Here is a 20,593-nt window from a genome sequence, read left to right on the forward strand (position 1 = left end):
CCCGTTAACTCACGTCGCTTCCTTATCGGTGCTGGCAGTCTCGATAATATTCGAGACGACAAATTCAATACTTGTTGGGCAGGACGGGGCGTTTGTCGCGTTAATTCCCGCTATACTTGTGATTGTATACTTGGAGGGTCGTGTGGCCGCGATCGCTGCGACGCTCTTCATGGCCGCAGCCGGCTTGGGGGCACGCCGAGCCCTGAACGCTCAGCTATCTGCTGAAGACTGGACGCGCGCCATCTTCCTTCTTGTCTCAGGTGGCTTGATCGCCTTTATGTTTCATCGCCTGCGACAAGACTTGCGCGGGGCGCTTGAGGTTGCGGAGACAAGGCTCGCCGCCATTGATGCGACGGAGACCCGCTATCGTGGCGCTTTCGAGCGCGCAGCCATGGGTTTTGTAAACACCAATCGACGGGGCGAGATGCTGCTGTCGAACAGCCGCCTTCGGGATATGACAGGCTACGGAGAAAAGGAACTCGCCCAGCTAAACCTAGAGGAACTCATACATCCAGACGATCGAGATTCCGTTCTGGGGCCGCTGAGAACTCTGGATCGTACCGCTTCCTTCGCAGCGGACGTCCGTCTGTTGAGACAGGACCGCACGACATTCTGGGCCCGCCTGGCCCTGTCGTCATCCCAGCCTGATGAGGTGTCCAGCGAGAGCGTTTTCGTGGTGGTCGACGATATTTCCGAGCGACGAATGGCACGCGAGGCGCTGCGCGCCCAGAAGGAATGGCTTGATCTCGCTTTGTCCGCAGGGCGCTTGGGCACGTGGCGTGTCGATCTCGAGGACGGGACAGTCACCGGCTCAGGTAAGTTCTGGGATATTTTCGGGCTGCCCCCGGCTCCCATCCGCCGCCTGGAAGAACTCTCGACCGTTGTTCATCCGGCCGATTGGCCCAAGCTAGCTGCCTCCGCTATACCATCGTCGGCTGTGAACTACGACATCGAGATTCGTGTCCGGCGGTCGGATGGCCATGTGCGCTGGATTGCGTTGCGCGGACGGCAGGAAAAACACGGCGATGGTTCGTGGCGCATCGGGGTGGCCGCCGATCTGACCGAGCGTCGACAAGCCACGCTTCTGCGCATCGCGGTGAAGAAACGCGAGCTCGTCATGGCCGAGGAGCGCCATCGGTTCAGCAACCTGTTCCCTGTGATTACGGCCTTGGTAAATATGATCAATCCGCCAGAGAACGACGTTGCCAAATACAAGGAAATGCTGATTGACCGGATACGCACGCTGCAAGCGACGCACCTGCTTCTGTCAAGTCCTGCCAGCATGTCGGGGTTGCTTCACGATCTCGTCGCCCAGGAGTTGCAGCCCTTCAAGGAGACTCGCGACATAACCATCAGCGGACCCTCCATCACCGTACCAAGTGGCGCCGCCGAGAGCTTTGCGATGCTTCTCCATGAATTGACGACCAATTCCGTGAAATACGGTGCGCTGAGTGATCCACGAGGTAGGCTCGAAGTGAACTGGCAGTTCGCATCCGACGGCGCGGGCGACGACGTCGTCTTCGATTGGGCAGAATCGGGGCGGCGGAAGAACTCAAGCGTCGGACGCCACGGCTTCGGTTCCATGATAATCGGAGTGGACGGAACGCCGATTGTCGGCCATTCGCCCAAATTTCAAATATCGGAAGATGGACTGCGATATTCGTTGCGGCTATCGCGGAAGGAACTTGAATTCTGAAGCGCGCATCTTGCCTGGCATGCATCAGGTCGCGTTCTTCAACGGCCAGCTTTGCAGCAAAACCGCTGCTTCGGTGCGGTTTCGCGCCCCAAGCTCGCGCATAATGGCAGCGACATGAATTTTCGTCGTCGCTTCGGCGATATCCAGACTGCGGGCGATCTCCTTGTTCGAGTATCCCTCCGCCATCAGCTTGAGGACGTCCTTCTGCCTCGATGTTAGTCTGTCGAGATCGCTGGCGCCCACGCGCCGTCGCACCAAAGATCTTTGGGAAGGCGGAGATATCTGGTGCTGTCCTTGTCCGGCAGACGTTCGCGACAGGAGCGCTGGAACATAGATACGGCCGGCGAGGATCTCGTTCACGGCGAACAGGACTTCCTCGTCTTTCTGTGACTTTACGATGTAGCCGTGAAGCCCGATCGAAAGTGCCTTGAGGATTTCCGCGCGTGAATCATCGGCTGAAACGATCGCGAAGCGCGTGTTAGGATAGGCAGACAGAACGTCGCCTAGCAATTCCTGATGGAACAAGCCCGGCATGTTCAGATCCAGAATCGCGAGATCGATCGAGGCTTGCTGTTCCAGAAGACTGACCACGGCATCGAAGCACGCGGCGTCGAATATTTCGACACCTGGAATGCCTGCCGTCAGTGCCAACCGCAAACCGAAACGATACAACCCGTGATCGTCGGCGATGACGATCCGATACATTGCACTACCCCAACAACGCTTACTCTGTCTGGCAACCGGGCGTATACCAGCCCGCTAAAACTCCACTACCCTGAGACGCACGGACCCGTGATGGGCCTAAAATCGTGGCCAACCATTGGTCGCTGCATCAGTAAAATCCTCGGGACAATCCACCGACGTCCCCGCCCACAAACATCATCACTTGCTAATATGTATCCCAAATAGCGATAAACTTCAGCTATTTTTTATAAACCTTTCGTGAGATGCCGTGCCGGACCAGGGTGTACCTCACAAGCAGATCCTGATCGCTTGTTTGATACCGCAAACGCGTTGGATCACTCCCATTCGAATGCAGGACGACGCTTATCCGGAGTGGCCGTACCATTCAGCATGCGATGTTCGGATTGGCTTGAGGGGGCGACTCTCCGAGCACCATTCGGCACCTGCTCGTGACGATCATGTCCGGGCTGAATGAACTGGGAGGATCGGATGAAAGCGGTGATTCAATGTGGTGGAATGGGGACACGCCTGCGGCCCTTTACATCGGTCTTGCCGAAGCCGTTGATGCCGATTGGAGCCCGGCCGGTTCTCGAGCTGCTTCTGAAGTGGCTGCGGCGCAACGGCATAGAAGAGGTTTATATTACGACCGGATATCTCGGCCATTTGATCCGCAGCGTCTGCGGCGACGGATCTCAGTGGAATCTGAAGATCCGATATACGCAGGAGATGGAGCCGCTCGGCACCATCGGACCTCTCTCGCTGATCAGAGATGAGCTGAACGATACGTTTGTCGTGCTCAATGGCGATGTTCTCACCGATCTGAGCCTCAGCCGCTTTGTGGCTTCGCACCGCATGCATAAGGATCCGGTCACGATCGCGACTGCCTGCCGACTGATCAAGATGGACTTCGGCGTCATCGACGAGATCGACAATGCGGTTCAGCTCTTCCGGGAAAAGCCGACACTCTCCCATCTCGTCAGCATGGGAATTTACTGCATGAACCCGGATGTTCTGAAGTTCATTCCTTCCGGCATTCCGTTCGGGTTCGATGATCTGATGCTGCAGATGATGCAGGGCGGCACGACCGTGCATGTGTACAAGCACGACGGACTCTGGCTCGACATCGGTCGCGTGGACGACTTCCAGAACGCACAGGCGATTTCCTGGGAAGACCAGTCGACTTCAATCGAAGTCGCCGCCGCGGCAGCATGATCCGGATTTAGAGGCCGAGTCCGCGGATATTGGTTCAGGAGGTCAAGATGCTCTTAGTGAGCGCCCCGATATTAGGCGTACCGGAGAAGCTAGCCCTCTCAAAGGTAATTGATAGCGGCTGGCTGACCATGGGAGAGCGGGTACGAGCTTTCGAAGAGGCCTTTGCCGACATCCATGGTGCGGAGGATTGCGTTGCGGTCGGTTCGTGCACCGCCGCGCTTCATCTCATCCTGCACGCACTGGGGATCGGCCCTGGCGACGAGGTGCTGGTTCCCTCACTGACCTTTGTGGCGACAGCCAATGCGGTGCTCTACGTCGGGGCGACCCCGGTCTTTGTCGATATCGAATCGACCGACGTGCCCTTGATGTCGATCGAGGAAGCTGAAACGCGGTGCACGCTACGCACTAAGGCGGTTATTCTCGTTCACTTCGCGGGCTATCTCGCCAATCGGGAACAGTGGCAACGGTTCGCCCGTGCCCGAGGGCTGCATATCATCGAGGATGCCGCGCATGCCCCCGGCTTGAGGGAAGTGGGCACGTTCGGCGCCGCCGCGGCCTTCAGCTTCTACGGCAATAAGAACCTGACAACGGCGGAAGGGGGCGCCGTGATTGCTCGTGACCCGGCTCTGCTCGACAGGATTCGGCAAGCCCGCGGACACGGGATGACCACCGGGACACATCAGCGGTTGAACAGCCGTACGCCGCAATATGATGTCACCATGCTTGGGTTCAACTACCGCATGGATGAGCTGCGGGCGGCGATTGGGCTGGTTCAACTTGAGAACCTGCAGGAGTGGAACGAAATCAGGCGTATCCTGGCCGTCTTATACCGCCGCCTCATCGCTGAACGTTGCCCGGCTGTGACAATTCCGTTCGCCGAACCCCGGACGTCTGCCCACCACATCATGCCGATCCTCCTGCCGCGCTACGCAACGCGGCAGGCCATCATAGACGAACTGCGGACGCAGGGGATCCAGACCACGATCCACTATCCGCCAGTGCACCAGATGACGTTCTACCGCAGGCTTTTTCCCAACACCAATTTGCCCCGCACCGAGGACTTTGCACAGCGAGAGCTGACAATTCCACTGCATCCCCAGATCACTTCACCTGTAGCCGAAGCGGTTGTGACTGCTCTCGCAACCGCGCTCGACGGCTGCGCAAGAGCAGGAACCGCGGCATGAATGCGTCGGATCTATCCCTTCACAGGCCTTCTGTTTCAAGCTCCGCGCATGGCTTCGCAAGACGTTCTATCGACCTCGCGGTCGCAAGTCTCGCGATCGTCATATTTGCACCACTGATGCTGGTGATCGCGCTGGCACTTGTGTTGGAAGGCGGCCGTCCCGTCTTGTTCCTGCAGACCCGCGTGGGGGCTGGTGGCCGGCCCTTCCGCATGTACAAATTCCGCAAGTTCGGTGTGGGCTGCGGCCCCCATGGCCACCCTCTGACCGTGATGGGCGACAGCCGCCTGACGACGATCGGCCGGTTCCTCGCCGCCACAAAGTTCGACGAGCTGCCGCAGTTGTGGAACGTCCTCAAAGGCGAGATGGCGATCATCGGTCCGCGCCCCGAGAGCCTGGCTTTCGCCGATTGTTTTCGGGGCGGCCTCGAGGCCGTTCTACAATACAAGCCTGGCCTGCTGGGCCCGGCCCAAATTCTTTTCCGCCACGAGGCGCATTTCTTTCCTCGATCCGTGGATCCGATTCTGTTCTACCGGGAGGTCATCTTCCCCGCCAAGGTCAGGATCGACCTTTCCTATTATCCACGGCGCACCATCGCCTCAGACATCGCGTGGATGGCGCGCGGCTTTCTGGCTGTTGTCAGCTGGGCTCCATCGCCGCCGATTGACGTCTGAAACCCACACGGGAGCACCGCAGGTCAGCCAAGGAACGCGCAATCATGAGCTACAATGGCAAGAAAGTTCTGGTGACGGGCGCGGACGGATTTATCGGGTCGCATCTCACCGAAGCGCTCGTCTGCAACGGGGCTGATGTCACGGCCCTAGCGCTCTACAATTCCTTCGACAGCCATGGCTGGCTGGACGATCTTCCGGACAGCATTCGAAGCCGGCTGAAGCTCGTCCGCGGTGACGTCCGCGACAGCGCGTTCCTGAACCGGATCATGCGTGGTCAGACCGTCGTATTTCATTTGGCCGCCCTGATTGCGATTCCATATTCCTACGCGGCTGCCCAGTCCTATGTGGAAACCAACATCCTGGGCACGGTGAACGTCCTCGAAGCGGCGCGTCAATGGGAGACGGAGCGCGTTGTGCATACCTCCACGAGCGAGGTTTATGGAACCGCCCTGACCATGCCTATCCGCGAAACTCATCCACTGCACGGACAGTCGCCATATTCGGCATCCAAGATTGGCGCCGACATGATGGCGGAGTCCTACGCGAAGTCGTTTGATGTTCCCGTTGTCATCCTGCGGCCGTTCAACACATATGGCCCGCGTCAGAGTGAGCGAGCCATCGTGCCGACCATCATCCGCCAGGCTCTCGACCCGAATTGCCCGGCGATCATGGTCGGCGACACGAGTCCGATCCGCGACCTGACCTTTGTCGAGGACACAGCGGCAGCATTCCTGACCGCGGGTTTGGCCGGCCTGGAATTCGGCCACGCCTACAATGCCGGCAGCCAACGCGCCGTGACCATCTCTGACGTGTTGGATCTTGTCCTCGAAATGAGCGGTTCAAAAAAACCGGTCCATCGCGACGAAAACCGTTTGCGGCCGCAAAATTCGGAGGTTCGCGCCTTGCTCGCGGATTCCTCGCGCTTTGAGAGCGAGACTGGATGGCGGGCGCAGACGAGCTTGCGCGACGGGCTTGAGCGAACGATCGCATGGTGGCGGGCGCGGCTTAGCGAAGGCCGGGTACGCCGCGAAAAGGGCTACATGACATGACCCTGCTCCGGCGGCATTTTCTGGTGTTGTTGCTGATTGCCGGTGCCCTGTCTCTGGGTGTCTACATGAGCGGGGGCCGGGAAAGCGGCGCAATGGAGCAGTCGGCCCTACCGGCAGCGGAAAACCTGCCGGACTATCTGCGTCCAAAAAAGGATCCGGCATCTGGCACCATTTTCGTGCGGATCACCAAACCCGGAATCCTCGGCTCAGGGATCACATGCGGCAGGAACTATTGTAGCCACCGTTATTCAAGCGCCCAGGCGTGGAATGCGGACCAAAGCCTTTTCCTTATCGCCAATGGTTGTGGGGGCATGTGCTTTCTCGACGGGCGTACCTATGTTCCAATGTTCCGCCGCGATCGCTCGACCGAATGCGAATGGCATCCCAAGGATCCCAATCTGATGATTTGCGTGGGTGGTCGGCGGATTTCGACCTGGGCGCCACGCACCGACCATGAAGAGGTGGTGTTCGTCTCGTCAGCCTATGACGATCTGCAGTTCGGGCCGTACAAGGGCAATCCGAGCCTCGACGGCAACCGCATTGCGGTGCTTGCGACGCGCAATGACGGCAAAGCGGTGGTCTTTGGCTACGACCTCAGGCTGCAGCGGAAGTTTGCGGATATCGATCTGGCCCAGCTTCCGGGGACCACCCACTACTGCTCGATCTCTCCGTTAGGGATCAACATTCTGTGTTTCCAGGAATTGCCGGACGGTAATGAACCGAGCTTCATCTTTTCAATTGATGGCGCCTTGCGCCAGAAGTGGGCGGAGCATCATCGCCCCGGCCATGGCGACATGACGATCGATGCCGACGGCAGCGAAATCTACGTCGGCATAAGCAAATCGGATCCGGACAAGTATCAAGTGATCAAGCGGCGTTTGGGCGACGGCAAGGTCACCGCGCTGATGAAATATGGCGAAGCCCAGCATGCGTCCCTCAGATCTCTGGACAGGCCCGGCTGGGTGTTTGTCAGCTATGCCGGGATACCCGCCGAGGTATCGAAGCACAAGGATTGGGCGCCATATTCGCAGCAGGTCGTTGCGCTGCGCACGGACGGCAGCGGGGAGGTGCGCCGCATCGTCAACACGCTGAATGCTCCGTTTGACTACTGGAGCGAGACGCATGCCTCGCCGTCTCCAGACGGCTCACAGATAGTCTGGTCGAGCAATTGGGGCGTCCCCGGGGGCCCGGTCTACGATTTCGTTGCCCGTGTTGAATGGCCTCGGAGTTGATGTCGACGCAGAAGGAGATTGTCGCAGATGGCCTTCCCTGAACGAACCGCTCTTGCTTCAGTTGCCGTCATGTGCCTGACATCGATGGCTGTCGCCGGCGATATCGAACCTTATAAACTGTCACCTGGCGATGCCGTCGAGATCGGGATAGCGTCAATTGCGGATCGAACGCAGCGAGCTGTGGTCCAGATGGATGGCAATATCGCGCTTCCCGAAGTCGGAATGGTCATGGTCGCAGGCCTCACGGGGTCCGAATTGCAGACGCGCATGCAAACGCTTCTGCCGACCAAGATTTTTCATGTGCGCCTGCCCGACGGCAGGGAGCAAATGGTCGTTATCAAGCCAGACGATGTGACCGCCACTATCGCCGATTACCGTCCGATCTATGTGATGGGCGACGTGCTTACCCCGGGACAACAGGCCTATCGTCCGCTCATGACCGTGCGGCAGGCGCTCGCCGTCGCCGGCGGCTTCAGCCTTTTGCGGTCACGGGCGGGCCAGACCGGACCGGATCCGGTTGATCTCAGGCGAGACTACGAAACATTGTGGGGTGACTACACCAAGGACTATTTTCACGCCGCCCGGCTCCGCGCCGAACTTCAAGACCAGGCGGATTTCGACACGCAGATACCACAAGGATCACCTCTGTCTCCCAGTATAGGAGCAGCGATCGCCCAGGCCGAAGGGGACGGGCTGAAGATTGCGCTGAGCGATTTCCAGCAGGAGCAGGCTTTTCTTGAGAAGGGCGAGAAGGACACCGCGGATCAAATCGAGGTGTTGCAGAAGCGCGAACAGGTCGAGGCCGAGGGCGTGAAAGCGGATCAGGAAGACCTGGCGCGTGTAACAAAGGTTTTTGAGTCAGGTAACCTGACCAACAACCGGCTCGCCGATGTCAGACGCGCCTTGCTTCTCTCTTCAAGTGGCGCGCTTCAAACGTCGGTCGAACTCATGCGGGCGCGACGCCAGCAGGAGGACTATGTCAGACAGCACGAGCGCAACGAGAATCAGAGGAAGATCGGTTTGCTGATCGATCTGAAGGATACCAACGCGCGGCTTGCCGACGTCACCACCAAACTCCACGCTGCCAGCGAGAAGCTGCAACCGACCGGGGCATCCGCCCAGCCATTGCCGATTGCCGGTGAAACAATCCGGGCGCAAGTCACGATCGTCCGCAAGATGAGCGAGGAGTGGCGCAAACTAGCGGCCAGTGAAGATACGATTGTGATGCCGGGGGACACCGTCGAGGCCAGATTCAGCACTGATCTGCAAAGCGCGGCAGTTCAGTAGGCGGCCTCGATCGCGGGCCGATAACGATGGCTCGGGGCTCACTGCTTCGTAAAGGCCATCGAACGCAACCGATCGGAAGATCACGGCAAGACCGAAATCCAGGCTCAACGGTTGCGGAAGTGAATCCTGAGTCGGGAACCGGCGTCTGCGTCCGGACGGGCGAAACGCCGCCGAAAAGGATTGTGGCGGTGCCGATCTGATTTGCAGCATGCGACATGCGCAGCCATCCATCTCACTTGAAATGGCGGCTTCTTCCCGTTTTCCACCGATTTAATATGTCAATTCCACGTTTCTCGGGCCGCCGTCACGATTTCGCTACATTTGGGCCAAAGGGCACATAAGTTAGCGGGGCGTAATATGATACAGCGAAGAGGGAACGCCCCTGAAAACCGAAAAACTGTCCTTGGCCGGTAAGGCCAGCGAGCTTGCGCGACGATTTCTCATTAGAAGTCACGAGCTATGAACCCCGGCGGAAAACTTTCGCCCGACCTGCGTGCCGCTATGCTGGGCTCCGCGCCCGCGCTGGTAGGCGTTGGCGCGTTCTCGGCGGTCATAAACATTCTCGCGCTGACCGGCTCCGTCTATATGCTGCAAATCTACGATCGCGTTTTGCCTTCGCAAAGTGTTCCGACACTTGTCGGATTTACGATCGGTATGCTGGGCCTTTACGCCGTTTATGGATTGCTGGATTTCGTGCGGCTTCGCCTGCTGGTTCGAATCGGCAATCGCCTCCATAAAACTCTGCAGCAACAGGTCTTCGCTCTCTCGCTTTCCCTGCCGCTCCTCGGCGGGCAGAATGCGAGCCGGCTGCAGCCGCTTCGCGATCTTGATCAGTTGCGCGCCTTCCTTTCCGGATTGGGGCCGACTGTCATCTTCGACGCTCCGTGGATACCATTCTATCTGCTGGTCATCTATCTGCTGCATCCGTCGCTCGGTCTGCTGGCAACGAGCGGTGCAATTGTTGTCGTGCTGCTCACCGTGATCGCGGAAATCCTTGGCCGCGGACCAGCCGCACGGGCGTCTGAGACACTCGTATCGCAACGCAACCTGGCCGATTCCGGCCGCCGCAATGCGGAGGTCGTGCGCGCCATGGGCCTTTCCGGGCGGCTCGCCGGGCGCTGGAGTGAGATCAATCACGCATATCTTGCGCACCAGGAGCGGCTCTCCGACATTGTCGGCGCCACTGGCTCACTGTCGAGGGCGCTCCGTATGGCTTTGCAGTCTTCTGTTCTGGGACTTGGTGCGTATCTCGTGATCGGGGGGGAGGCTTCGCCGGGTGTGATCATAGCATCGTCTATATTGCTCGGCCGCTCTTTGGCCCCAGTTGATGCGGCGCTCGCCAACTGGAGAGGGTTTGTCTCGTTCCGGCAGAGCTATTCCCAACTGACGGCGGCGCTTGCCGCCTTTGGCAGCCGCGGCGAGCTCATGCAACTGCCACGGCCAGAGGCGATGCTGAAGGTCGAGGATCTGACAATAGCGCCGCCAGGCCAGCAAAAGCCGACCGTGACCAACGTGAGCTTTCATTTATCCTGTGGGGCCGGGATGGCCATCGTCGGCCCAAGCGGTTCCGGCAAAACCACACTTGTGCGCGCGTTGGTGGGAGTGTGGCAGCCACTGCGCGGAATGGTACGATTGGACGAAGCTTCGCTTGATCAATGGGGCCATGAACAGCTTGGCGCCTATGTCGGCTACCTCCCACAGGACGTTGAATTGTTTGACGGAACCGTTGCCGACAACATTTCGCGATTTGGCGGCGCGGGCGACGCCAAGGGTGTGCTCGCAGCCGCCAGGGCCGCTGGCGTCGACAAGATGATCATGCGTTTGCCGGATGGTTTTCAAACACGCGTAGGCGAGGGAGGCGCAGCCCTGTCGTCCGGACAGAGGCAACTCGTCGGGCTCGCCAGGGCCCTTTATGGCGATCCATTCCTTGTCGTCCTCGACGAGCCCAATTCAAATCTGGACGTCGACGGCGACGCCGCGCTGGCCGGGGCGATCCTGGCGGTGCGCCGGCGTGGTGGCATTGTCATCGTTGTTGCCCACCGTCCTTCTGCCCTCACCAATATCGATAGCGTACTTGTCATGGCGAATGGGACGCTTCATTCGTTCGGCTCGCGCGAGGAAGTCTTGGCGAACGTTATCCGGCCATTCCCCTCCACCGCAGCCCGGTCTGCATCGGCCGTCCCGATGCAGAAAGGAATAAGCGGTCATGCGTGAGGTACTATCCTTTGTCTGATATTACCCTGTCGACATGCGCTCCGATTGGCGATGGAAACCGGAGGTCCGGGGCGAATGCAGTCGATGCGCGGGACGATATCCGAGCCAATCTCATTCTTGGCTTGGTGATCACGGCTCTGTTGATTGCCGGCGGAGGGCTTTGGCTGGGTTTGACCAAGATCGCCGGCGCGGTGATTGCGCCTGCCACCGTGGTGGTCGAAAGCAACACAAAAAAAGTCCAGCATCTGACGGGCGGCACGATCGGAGGCATCTTCGCACAAGACGGGGACCATGTGCGGGCTGGCGATGTGGTGGCCAGGCTGGACGACACGCTGACACGGGCCAACTTGCAGATAATCAGTGAGGATCTCGATCGCACGACCGTTCGTCTTGTCCGGCTGGAGGCAGAGCGACAAGGTCTGCCGGAAATGCAGCTTCCGTCCGGCCTTCGGATGCGCATGGGCGATCCGCAACTCGCAGCGCTCGTCAGCGGCGAGCGCGCCCTGTTCGAAAGCCGTGCAGCTGCGTTGACGGGACAGAAGGCGCAATTGCAAAGCCGCTCGAAGCAACTCGAACGTCAGATCGATGGCCTCAAGGCGCAACAGACCGCCGAAGACCAGTCCGTGGTCCTGCTGGACGGGGATCTTGCCGATATCCAAGCGCTCTTCTCAAAAAAATTGGTGCCCAAGGAGAGACTGAGCAACGTCAGATTGGATGCCACCCGGGCGCACGGAGAGTCAGGACGACTCGCGGCGGCGGTTGCTGAGGCGCAAGGCCGAATCAGCGAGACCGAACTGCAGGTCCTTCAGCTCGATGAACAAAGGCGCAGTGAGGTCACCAGCGAACTTCGTGAAACGGAAGCCAAGCAGACCGAACTCAACGAGCGCCAGGTTGTGGCGCAAGACGAGTTGACGAAAACGAGCATCCGCGCTCCGCAATCGGGCACGATACAGGAATCCTCCATCCACACAATTGGCGGCGTGATCGCTCCTGGGGAAGTGCTCATGATGATTGTCCCCGACGCCGACAACCTCGTCGTCGATGCGTTGATCCCCCCATCGCGCATAGATGACATTCGTCCCGGTCAACGGGTGTCGATCCGGTTCCCGGCTTTCGATGCCGGCACGACGCCGGCTTGCCAAGGATCGGTCAAGCGCATTTCGGCGGACCTGATCAAGGATCAACAACACCAGCTCTCGTATTTCTCGGCACGCGTCGACGTCGAGAACAAGGCGGCCTGCCTGACCGATGCCAAGGTGCTGAAACCGGGTATGCCGGCCGAGGTTCACATCAGGACCGACGAACGCTCGGTCTGGTCTTATCTCCTGAAGCCTCTTACCGATCAGATGTCGCGGGCTTTCCGCCAATGAGGCGGCGAACTGTTGGAAGCGAGCCGCAATTATGAGCAGCTCTTGCCCTTAAGACGCGGTGAACGTCCTCCGCCCAACGCGTAGTATGGCACGCGCCGCCCGCTCCGCCGTCACGGGAATCTTGGTCTCAACGCTCTCCTGCGGCAGGACGTAGGTGGCCTTAAGCAGCCTCTCCTAGGAGAGCAGTTCGCGGATTCGGGCATGTGCCAATGCGATTTCGGCCCACAGGTCTTCGCATTCCTGCCGGCGGACATCCAGTTGGATCTGATCGGATGCCCGGTGCAGCGAAAGCTGTGAAAAATTGGTGGTTCAGCTTATCGGTCTCGGCCTCCCTGGTGAGGGCAGCCAACCTTCGGCAACCTGCCTTTCACCGCGTCGCTCCATTGGAGCCTGAATCTAGCGATCTCATTCGAGGACTCGCTATTTGCCTTGATGTAAGCTCCAGTCGCGACTGGAGGCTCTGGATTTCAGAACGCAATCCTCGGATTGACGCGGACGGCCTTCGCTCTCCGCATCCTTGCCCCTCCATGATGCGGGCGGCAGCGCTGGCTCCGGTTGTCTGAACAGTTTCCCGCGAATGATAAGTGGCGTTCCGCCGGATTTCGATCATTCGATTGCGCTGGTGTCGTGTGTGACGCCGGGAGGGCGATAGACCGACCGTAGTCGCATCCACACCCAGCGGCGGAAATTCATGCCGCCGCCATGATGTCATCGGACCAAAGTCCGCCTCGTGTCCGGCATGCGCCGGTCAAGGCTGAAATGGGGGCGCGGTCGACTATAAAAATCCAGGTATCGGCCACGAGAAGGCGCGCGATAGCGACGCGGTCCTCGGCATTCAGATAGACTTCTTCACACTTGTCCGATTTCCAGATGCGCTCGACGAAGACATTGTCGCGCCATGCGCCCCTGCCATCCATGCTGATCGCTATTTCGTTGGGATCAGGACATCGGCGAAGAGCTCGCTGGTGGCTGCCCTGATCGGTGTCGCAAATGCCGGGCGCGCTACATTTTGTCAGGGCGTTGTCCAGCGCTTCGAGACAGAAGTCCGCTTCCATCGTAATCGACACGCGATAGCTGAGCACGCGCTGGCTGAACCAGTGGACGACGGCGGCCAGACGGACAAAGTCGCGCGCCAGCGAGATATAGGTGATGTCCATCGCTAGATCTGGTTCGGACGATCGACCTTCAGAGCGGGGGAGATAGGGAAAGATTTTGTTGCCTGGCGCGGGTTTCGAGGTGTTCGGTCGGCGATAGATCGCCTCGGCGCCCATGCGCTTCATTAGCGACGCCCTCGCGGTTGGGAAATGTCGCGCACCCGCGAACGGGTATCTAGCTCCAGTTCATCGATGGGGCGCATCAGCGCGAGGTCCTTGGCTGACACCGGCCGCGTCTAGTGTGGGAAGGTCGTGGTTGCGGTCGATCATCGCTTTACGCTCAGCATGCCGGCCTTGATGAGCGCGCATTCCAAAAAACAATTCTCCAGTGCCAGCTCTCCGATCTTGGCGTGAAGGGCCTTCAAATCCACCGATGGCGCCTCGGCGCTCGCAACGCTCGAGCCGAAGACGCCGGCGGGGCCATCAAGCAGTTGCGCCTTCCAGGCTGTGATTTGGTTCGGGTGAACATTGAAAAACTTAGCGAACTCGGCCAGCGTCTTTTCGCCCTTGATGGCAGTCAGAGCCACCTTGGCCTTGAAAGCCGGTGTGTGGTCGCGTCGCGTGCGCTTCGTCATGGTCTCTCTTGATTCGCGGCAACCACGTTGCCGGTGTCCAGATTCCCAAAGCCAGCTCTGTCCCCATAACTTTCGCGTCCCCAGACAGATCAAGCGGCCCGACAGCTCTGGGTTGGGGCATCAGGCGGCCGGGCCTAACCGGCTGTTGGGGATGTGTCGTGGTTGCCGGCTGGGTCAAACTGCGCCTCGGCTGGCGGCCGCGCATCATTCAAACGAACACTCTTCGCCGGGGCGGGCTGCCTCAGCGATTGCGCAGGCCTGCTGCCTGGAGCTGCGCCCTCTCGGCCTCTTCGGATTTCAAGCACGACATTTCAGTTCCGATTAAATCGGCAGGCTCCTCCAAACGAACGATCAGCCCGCAATCAAGGATGGGTAATGTGGTTTTCGGCAATAAGCCCGGATAATGCTGGCTATTGGGGACGAGGCCATGTGCGGTATTGTTGGAATCGTCGGCCATTCGCAGGTTGCGCCGCTCATCGTCGACGCGCTGAAGCGGCTGGAATATCGCGGGTATGACTCGGCCGGCGTCGCCACCATCGAGCATGGCCAGCTTGCCCGCCGCCGCGCCGAAGGCAAGCTGATCAATCTCGAGCGCCGGCTCAAGGACGATCCACTCGCCGGCACGATCGGCATCGGCCACACACGCTGGGCGACGCATGGCGTGCCCAACGAGACCAATGCGCATCCGCATTTTTCCGACGGCGTCGCCATCGTCCACAACGGCATCATCGAGAATTTCGCCGGACTGCGCGACGAGCTGATCCGCGACGGCTATTCTTTCTCGTCGCAGACCGACACAGAAGTCGTCGCCCATCTGGTGGCGCGCGAACTGGCCAAGGGGCTGAAGCCGGTCGAGGCCGCGCACCAGGCGCTGAAGCGGCTGGAAGGCGCCTTTGCGCTGGCCATCATGTTCAAGGGCGACGAGGACCTGATCGTCGGTGCCCGCAATGGCCCGCCTTTGGCCGTCGGCCATGGCGATGGCGAGATGTTCCTGGGCTCCGACGCCATCGCGCTCGCCCCGTTCACCAATTCGATCACCTATCTCGAAGATGGCGACTGGGCGGTGGTGCGCCGCAACGGTGTTGAGATCTTCGATATCGACGGCAAAAAGGTCGACCGCAAGCGCCAGCAGTCGCTGTCGACCAGCTTCATGGTCGACAAGGGCAACCGGCGCCATTTCATGGAAAAGGAAATCCATGAGCAGCCCGAGGTGATCTCGCACACGCTGGCGAATTATCTGGATTTTGTCGGCGGCGTCTCCAAGCCGCTCGACCTGCCTTTCGATTTCGCAGAGATCAACCGGCTGGCGATTTCTGCCTGCGGTACGGCGTATCTCGCAGGCCTGATCGGCAAATACTGGTTCGAGCGCTACGCGCGGCTGCCGGTCGACATCGATGTCGCCTCCGAATTCCGCTACCGTGAAATGCCGTTGTCGAAGAATGATGCGGCCTTCTTCATCTCGCAATCGGGCGAGACCGCCGACACGCTGGCCTCGCTGCGCTACTGCCGCAAGGCGGGAATGAAGATCGGCGCGATCGTCAACGTGCGCGAATCGACCATGGCGCGCGAATCCGACGTCGTGCTGCCGACGCTGGCCGGACCGGAGATCGGCGTTGCCTCGACCAAGGCGTTCACCTGCCAGCTGTCCGTCCTGGCTTCGCTAGCCGTGCGGGCTGGCGTGGCGCGGGGTACGATCTCGAAAGAACAAGAGAAGGCCTTGGTGCGCGCGCTTTCGGAAGCGCCGCGCTATGCCAACCAGGTGCTCAAGCTCGAAGAGCAGATCGAACGGATCGCGCGCGAACTCTCGCGCTACAAGGACGTGCTCTATCTCGGCCGCGACACCAATTTCCCGCTGGCCATGGAAGGCGCGTTGAAGCTCAAGGAAATCTCCTACATCCATGCCGAGGGCTATGCCGCGGGCGAGCTGAAGCATGGCCCGATCGCACTGATCGACGAGAACATGCCCGTCATCGTCATCGCGCCGCACGACCGTATTTTCGAAAAGACCGTGTCGAACATGCAGGAAGTGGCGGCGCGTGGCGGCAAGATCATCCTGATCACCGACAGCAAGGGTGCGGCGCTGACCAGCGTCAAGACGATGGAGACGATCGTGCTGCCCGACGTGCCGGAAATCATATCGCCGATCATCTACGCGCTGCCGATCCAGATGCTGGCCTACTTCACCGCCGTGTTCATGGGCACCGACGTCGACCAGCCGCGCAATCTGGCGAAATCGGTGACGGTGGAGTAGGTTTTGCGTCGCAAATTGGGAGATAGGGCCGCATGACATCCGCAGTCCAGTTCATCCTGGAGCATTCCTGCTTCAAGAATATCTCGTCCCGCTCGGCATGAGTGCCGGCGCGCTGGTGAAGCTCAATCTTCCAGGCACTCGTATCGAACGCATCAAGGGCTTTACCGCCATGTTGGGGGTTCCCCGCCGGGCCACCAAGGTCGCCGCATATTGATCAGAAGGCGCCTGCGTTTCGGCTCGGCAGAACACTCATTGGGAGAGAAAGATGAAAACCCGCGCCAGTGTCGCTGCCGGAAAGCCGGTGGAGATCATGGAGGTCGATCTCGACGGTCCGCGCGAGGCGAGGTGCTGGTGGAGATCAAGGCGATCGGCATCTGCCACACCGGCGAATTCACGATGTCGGTCGCCGATCTCGAAGGCCTGTTTCCGGCGATCCTCGGCCATGAGGGCGCCACCTTCGTTGTCGGCAAGGTGTCACCATGCTCAAGAAGGGCGATCACGCCATCCCGCTCCACACGCCCGAATGCCAGCAGTGCAGGTCGTGAAAAATGAACAATAAGCAGCGATTGTCGTCAGCGTAAAGTCAACAAGATGATCCTCGGTTCTGCTAGCCAGGAGAAGCAGAGCCCAGCCACGGTGAGACCGAACGCCACAGACAACCATCCAGCACTAGCGGCCGTATGAATGTCTGAACCCTGGCGTCCGACAAAAAAACGGCAAAAGTGAATGCCGCCGTTCCATCATTGAGAATCAGCCTGAATGACCGAGATGCTGAAGTGTTCGGGCGCCGTCAGGCGTACGAAAGTCTCATGAAGAGATCCGCGGACCGCAGAGGATTATGGGCATGGCCCGGCGCTCGTTGCCCTGGCTACTAGCTCCGGGGGCAGCCACTTCTCTCCGCTTGCGACCTGCCGCATGCAGTCCAAGAGTACTTCGGTGGCATATTCCTTTAAGAGGATGCCCCATACCCCCATTGAAATTGCGTCCGCGATCTGGCGGCCTGTTAGAGATGCGGTGAGGAAAATTACCTTCACCGGTAACCGCTCCTGAAGAACGGTTCGCTGAATCGCCAGCCCGCCAACATTCGGCATGGAGACATCAAGCACGGCCAGATCGGGTCGGAGATCGCTAATGAGCGATAACGCTTGCACCCCGCTCGCCGTTGCTGCCAGCACATTGAAATCCGGCGCGGCTTTCAGCACACCCTGCAATCCGCGAAGCAGCAAAGGATGATCGTCAGCGAGGACAACCGAATACATTGTCGCGCTACCTAGCCCCGGGGCAATGCAATGCGCAGGCCAGTCCCGGCGACACACCGCAAGCTGTCAGGTTACCCTTGAGTTCGCTAACCCGCGCGTACAGCGTCTGAGTAACAAAGCCAAAAACGGGGTTTGACATGCGAACTCCTTTTCGCGCGATCCTTGCATCGCGATCGGCGGAGCCACACAACAGTCAACGCGGGGCGCAACCATGATCGCTACAATCGGCTCGCAGCGCGAACCGCTGTGTCGCGAACGAGCCACGATCCATTTCGAGGAACCGGACAAGAAAGAATAAGAGACCAACGGGGCGATTGCACCGTACCAATAGGTGGTAGTCCAGCTATTTCAGCACGTCCAATCTGCTAGGCCATGAACTCATAAACCCGGGCAGGCGAGCTAGGAGGGCTGCGGTTTGCCGGCTACCGGCTTTGGGATGAGATGTGGTCGATCACGCCGCTTCCTTCCACATAGTGGATCATGCCCGCTGCGGCGGTTTCGATCATGACGCCGGATGACAGAGTGCCGCCGCCGAGCATTTCGGTCGTAGGCATGTCCCAAGTGTCATAGCCTACTGCAAACTCGCGGGTATCAAAATCGCAGACAATCAAGCCTCTCATGCCATCGGCGACTACCTCGTCGCCAACTTTCATCTTCTGCCCCGTCGCGTATTGCATCTTGCTACCTCTTCACAGGTCCGTATGCAGCGACTGGCATAATGTCCGCGTCGACCGTGCTCGCGCAAGTATGGAGCTTTCATGTTCCGCCAGTTTGTGATTCAGACTGCCCATGCGCCGATACGATCTGACTGACTTCGAGTGGCATGTGATCGAGCCGCTCTTGCCCAACGGGCCGAGAGGCGTGCCGTGCTACAACCGCTTCGTGCGATGACGAAAAGCAGATCTGTGGGACCGGCTGATGGACGCCGTTACGGCCGCGCATGACGGCGACATCCAGATGATCGACAGCACATCTGTCGCCGCCACCACTGCAACTCAAATGGCTGTATGCGCTATGGCCGGGTAGCGCCACAACTGGCAAGGCAGGAGCTGCAGGGGTTCCAACGCCTCAGCAAGTCCCGCGATCCCTAGGGGCGCCGCGCCGCGGCCGTGAATGGGGCGGCGGGGTTCTACCCTATTGCCGGCGGCTCAAAGGCTGCGTCAACTCCAGACGCTCGGAAGAAGTGCGGTTGTGTTCCACTGCTTGCGCTCGAGTGTCGAATGGAATCGCCACCGTGCTGCCATCGACTATGGCGACAGCCAGGAAGGGGAGCCCGCTCACCGGAGGCGAATAGACAGTATACGTCGGACTTTTCATTAGGTGATGCTAACATAATGATAGCGGGTGATCAATCTTTGGCGTCCGGGATGCCGATCACCCGGTGCCCGGGGGGTGGGCAAGGTGTGAACGGCACCGCGCCGGGATCAATGGATCGGGACGGCGCCGTCCAAGAGGCCTGCGGCTGGTTAACCTCGTCGATTGCCCTAGCTCTCTGGTTGGAGAGGAGACTGGATATGGCAATTTATGGTCTGAGGGTGATCAGCTTCATCTTCGTCGCATTGGCCTTTGTCCCGGCCGCAGCGCACTTCTTCTCGATGTTCAACAAGATGAAGCTCGACGGGACGAGCTATCTGGCCGCGCAACGCGCCTATGATGGCTGGAGCCTGTTCGGCATCGTCGTGCTCGGGGCATTGCTCTCCACAGCCGCCCTGGCAGTCTTGCTTTACCGGTCAGGTGGGGCTTTCGGCCTTGTTGTCCTTGCCTTCATCAGCATCGGTGCCACCCAACTTGCCTTCTGGACGCTGACCTATCCGATCAACCAGGCAACCCGGAACTGGACCGTTCTGCCCGAAAACTGGGAGCTGCTGCGGCGCCAGTGGGAATATTCGCACGCCATCGCCGCCGGCCTCAATGCCTTGGCGTTGCTGGTGCTTTTCATATCAGCGCTTCGCGCAGCGGTGCGTTGAACGACCACGTCTTCACCAGCGCATAACGCAGTCCATCAGTGCATAGGCTCGCGGACCAACTGGAACTTTCTGATTTCGGCGTGCTGATCGATCAATGCAAGCAAATCCGTTGCGGGCCGCTACGGTCCGGCCGGGTCCAGCCAATTTCAGGAAAACACCGCGTCGTCGCGATCCGGGCCACGTTCAAGCCCGACCAACCGCGCCCGGTAGCCGAGCGGCTTGACGATTTCGGGTAGATCGTCCGCCTTTCCATCCTTGCATGCGACATCCAGTTCAGCACGATGGTCGCGTGGAATACGCACGTCGATCCATTTCAAAACGAGAACCGTCAACAAGGTCAGCAGCGTTCTGGCTGCGCCTAATCCGTATTGACCACCACCGAATGCCAAGCCGATCGCCGTCATTACCCACAAAGTCGCGGCCGTGGTGACCCCACTGACAAGGTTGCCACGACGAAGGATGGCGCCGCCGCCGATGAAGCCGACGCCGGTCAGCACGCCAAGCCGAAAGCGCAACACATCCATCGAGGCAAAGGAGTCGGGGCTCTTGCCGCCAACTCCCAGCAAAATATTTGCCTGGACCATCGTGAGGGCGGCGGCCAGTCCGACGAGGATAGTCGTTCTGCCGAATGACCGCGCGCTTCGCGATCAAGTCCTATCATCGCAGCGGCAAGCACAGTCAAAACCAACCGCGCCGCGATATCTTGCCAGTCTGGATTTAGAGGCATTGGACGGAACCGAATTGGAAGGTCGATTGTCGTGCAATCCAATTCTGGGGCGCGCGTTAGG

The 20,593-nt window shown here is 59.5% G+C and carries 15 protein-coding genes and 5 pseudogenes; 14 read left to right on the plus strand and 6 right to left on the minus strand.

Annotation, left to right across the window (positions count from 1 at the left end; all coding sequences use genetic code 11):
• The first annotated feature begins 142 nt into the window (after positions 1-142).
• Complete coding sequence (locus EJ076_RS10445) at positions 143-1,696, plus strand: PAS domain S-box protein (RefSeq protein ID WP_342770059.1); 1,554 nt, start codon at positions 143-145, stop codon at positions 1,694-1,696.
• A gap of 24 nt (positions 1,697-1,720) precedes the next feature.
• Here the strand turns inward: EJ076_RS10445 and EJ076_RS10450 are convergent, their stop codons facing one another.
• On the minus strand, positions 1,721-2,401 hold the full coding sequence (locus EJ076_RS10450; protein ID WP_126067743.1) for a response regulator transcription factor: 681 nt from the start codon (positions 2,399-2,401) through the stop codon (positions 1,721-1,723).
• 468 nt (positions 2,402-2,869) lie between these two features.
• On the opposite strand from EJ076_RS10450, the gene EJ076_RS10455 reads away from it, so the two are divergent.
• The 8 genes from EJ076_RS10455 (at position 2,870) to EJ076_RS10490 (ending at position 12,599) form a co-directional block, all read left to right on the plus strand.
• Positions 2,870-3,592 (plus strand): NDP-sugar synthase, encoded by a 723-nt coding sequence (locus tag EJ076_RS10455; RefSeq protein ID WP_109671176.1) that lies wholly within the window; start codon positions 2,870-2,872, stop codon positions 3,590-3,592.
• Positions 3,593-3,639: 47 nt separating this feature from the next.
• Positions 3,640-4,776 (plus strand): DegT/DnrJ/EryC1/StrS family aminotransferase, encoded by a 1,137-nt coding sequence (locus tag EJ076_RS10460; RefSeq protein ID WP_126067744.1) that lies wholly within the window; start codon positions 3,640-3,642, stop codon positions 4,774-4,776.
• Positions 4,773-5,447, plus strand: coding sequence for a sugar transferase (locus EJ076_RS10465; protein WP_126067745.1), 675 nt, complete (start codon positions 4,773-4,775; stop codon positions 5,445-5,447). Before EJ076_RS10460 ends, EJ076_RS10465 begins: the two co-directional genes overlap by 4 nt.
• 44 nt (positions 5,448-5,491) lie before the next feature.
• Entirely contained in the window at positions 5,492-6,496 is a 1,005-nt protein-coding gene (locus EJ076_RS10470; protein WP_126067746.1) for an NAD-dependent epimerase/dehydratase family protein, read from the plus strand.
• Positions 6,493-7,728 carry a hypothetical protein gene (locus EJ076_RS10475; protein WP_126067747.1) on the plus strand — a complete coding sequence of 412 codons (1,236 nt, stop codon included), beginning with the start codon at positions 6,493-6,495 and terminating at the stop codon, positions 7,726-7,728. Before EJ076_RS10470 ends, EJ076_RS10475 begins: the two co-directional genes overlap by 4 nt.
• Before the next feature lie 27 nt (positions 7,729-7,755).
• On the plus strand, positions 7,756-9,015 hold the full coding sequence (locus tag EJ076_RS10480) for a polysaccharide biosynthesis/export family protein (protein WP_126067748.1): 1,260 nt from the start codon (positions 7,756-7,758) through the stop codon (positions 9,013-9,015).
• Positions 9,016-9,474: 459 nt separating this feature from the next.
• Positions 9,475-11,229: a type I secretion system permease/ATPase gene (locus tag EJ076_RS10485; protein WP_109670878.1), complete on the plus strand. Its 1,755-nt coding sequence runs from the start codon at positions 9,475-9,477 to the stop codon at positions 11,227-11,229.
• Between the two features lie 26 nt (positions 11,230-11,255).
• Complete coding sequence (locus EJ076_RS10490; protein ID WP_126071003.1) at positions 11,256-12,599, plus strand: HlyD family type I secretion periplasmic adaptor subunit; 1,344 nt, start codon at positions 11,256-11,258, stop codon at positions 12,597-12,599.
• Between the two features lie 708 nt (positions 12,600-13,307).
• Here EJ076_RS10490 and EJ076_RS10495 read toward each other — a convergent pair.
• Both EJ076_RS10495 and EJ076_RS10500 read right to left on the minus strand, forming a co-directional pair.
• Positions 13,308-14,328, minus strand: a pseudogene (locus EJ076_RS10495) (integrase core domain-containing protein).
• Between the two features lie 241 nt (positions 14,329-14,569).
• On the minus strand, positions 14,570-14,785 hold the full coding sequence (locus tag EJ076_RS10500; protein ID WP_126067749.1) for a hypothetical protein: 216 nt from the start codon (positions 14,783-14,785) through the stop codon (positions 14,570-14,572).
• Between EJ076_RS10500 and glmS the strand changes: the two genes are divergently transcribed.
• The 3 genes and pseudogenes from glmS to EJ076_RS10515 all read left to right on the plus strand — a co-directional run.
• On the plus strand, positions 14,756-16,579 hold the full coding sequence (glmS, locus tag EJ076_RS10505) for a glutamine--fructose-6-phosphate transaminase (isomerizing) (protein WP_126067750.1): 1,824 nt from the start codon (positions 14,756-14,758) through the stop codon (positions 16,577-16,579). The genes EJ076_RS10500 and glmS overlap by 30 nt on opposite strands.
• 37 nt (positions 16,580-16,616) lie before the next feature.
• Positions 16,617-16,733 (plus strand): annotated as a pseudogene (locus tag EJ076_RS35735) (addiction module antidote protein, HigA family); the annotation flags it as partial.
• Between the two features lie 111 nt (positions 16,734-16,844).
• A pseudogene (locus EJ076_RS10515) lies at positions 16,845-17,121 on the plus strand (alcohol dehydrogenase catalytic domain-containing protein); the annotation flags it as partial.
• 294 nt (positions 17,122-17,415) lie between these two features.
• Here the strand turns inward: EJ076_RS10515 and EJ076_RS10520 are convergent.
• Positions 17,416-17,838 (minus strand): response regulator transcription factor, encoded by a 423-nt coding sequence (locus EJ076_RS10520; RefSeq protein WP_126067751.1) that lies wholly within the window; start codon positions 17,836-17,838, stop codon positions 17,416-17,418.
• Between the two features lie 422 nt (positions 17,839-18,260).
• Positions 18,261-18,515, minus strand: coding sequence for a hypothetical protein (locus EJ076_RS10525; RefSeq protein WP_126067752.1), 255 nt, complete (start codon positions 18,513-18,515; stop codon positions 18,261-18,263).
• A gap of 112 nt (positions 18,516-18,627) precedes the next feature.
• Here EJ076_RS10525 and EJ076_RS10530 point away from each other — a divergent pair.
• Positions 18,628-18,816 (plus strand): annotated as a pseudogene (locus EJ076_RS10530) (IS5/IS1182 family transposase); the annotation flags it as partial.
• A gap of 425 nt (positions 18,817-19,241) precedes the next feature.
• Positions 19,242-19,805, plus strand: a complete 564-nt coding sequence (locus tag EJ076_RS10535; RefSeq protein WP_245463001.1) for a hypothetical protein — start codon at positions 19,242-19,244, stop codon at positions 19,803-19,805.
• Between the two features lie 146 nt (positions 19,806-19,951).
• On the opposite strand, the pseudogene EJ076_RS10540 reads toward EJ076_RS10535, so the two are convergent.
• Positions 19,952-20,532 (minus strand): annotated as a pseudogene (locus tag EJ076_RS10540) (MgtC/SapB family protein).
• Positions 20,533-20,593: the final 61 nt, after the last annotated feature.

It is taken from the genome of Mesorhizobium sp. M7D.F.Ca.US.005.01.1.1 (assembly GCF_003952545.1).
Taxonomy (GTDB): domain Bacteria; phylum Pseudomonadota; class Alphaproteobacteria; order Rhizobiales; family Rhizobiaceae; genus Mesorhizobium; species Mesorhizobium loti.